Source organism: Cupriavidus sp. SK-3, from assembly GCF_000611145.1.
In the GTDB taxonomy this organism is placed as follows: Bacteria; Pseudomonadota; Gammaproteobacteria; order Burkholderiales; family Burkholderiaceae; genus Cupriavidus.
The window spans coordinates 1-646 of sequence record NZ_JFJV02000139.1; the positions used below are offsets into that span (position 1 = coordinate 1).

Annotated in this window: 1 protein-coding gene and 1 pseudogene; both read left to right on the forward strand. The window is 61.9% G+C overall.

The features are described 5' to 3' along the window. Positions 1 to 194: pseudogene (locus tag CF70_RS14985) on the forward strand (IS256 family transposase); the annotation flags it as partial. 94 nt (positions 195 to 288) lie between these two features. Continuing rightward, positions 289 to 646 (forward strand): sulfatase-like hydrolase/transferase (locus CF70_RS34900; protein ID WP_349675115.1); only part of this gene is annotated, 358 nt, incomplete at its 3' end.

The window sequence follows — 646 nt, forward strand, 5'->3', positions numbered from 1 at the left end:
CGACGCGCACGCGCAATTGTGTGTCACGAGCAACCTTCCTTGGCCTGGCCTTCAAGCTGATCGAGGAAGCCGAGAAAACATGGCGCCGCATCAATGGCGCCGAACACATCGAACTGCTCTTGAAGGGCGTTCCCTTCAAGGACGGAACTCCGGCGCATGACAATCCGCCGGTTCAGCAGAAACTCGCCGCCTGACGACCGGCCACGATCATCACCCCCCGTACACCACAATTGACTTTATCTCGCGCTGGCACGCGATGCCAGTATCGCGAACCGGCCGCGCCAGCCGGTGGGCACCGACGCCCGGCTCGGCGCTAGCTGGGGCGAGCACAACAAGCCCCTGCTCTTCGTGGTGGTCGTGGGAGAAACCGCACGAGCGGCGGACTGGCGGCTCAGTGGCAGGTCGCCCCATAACACGACGCCGAACCTGGCGCAGCGCGCTGTGATCAATTTCGCTCAAGTCACCAGTTGCGGCACCAATACCGAGGTCTCTTTGCCCTGTATGTTCTCGTCCCAGGGACGGCGCAATTACGACGAAGATGCCATCAAGGCCAGCGAGTCTTTGCTACACGTCATCGGACGAGCGGGACTGAAGGTGGGGTGGGCAGACAATCAATGTAAGCGAGTCGGCAGGGCCGTGGTGACTG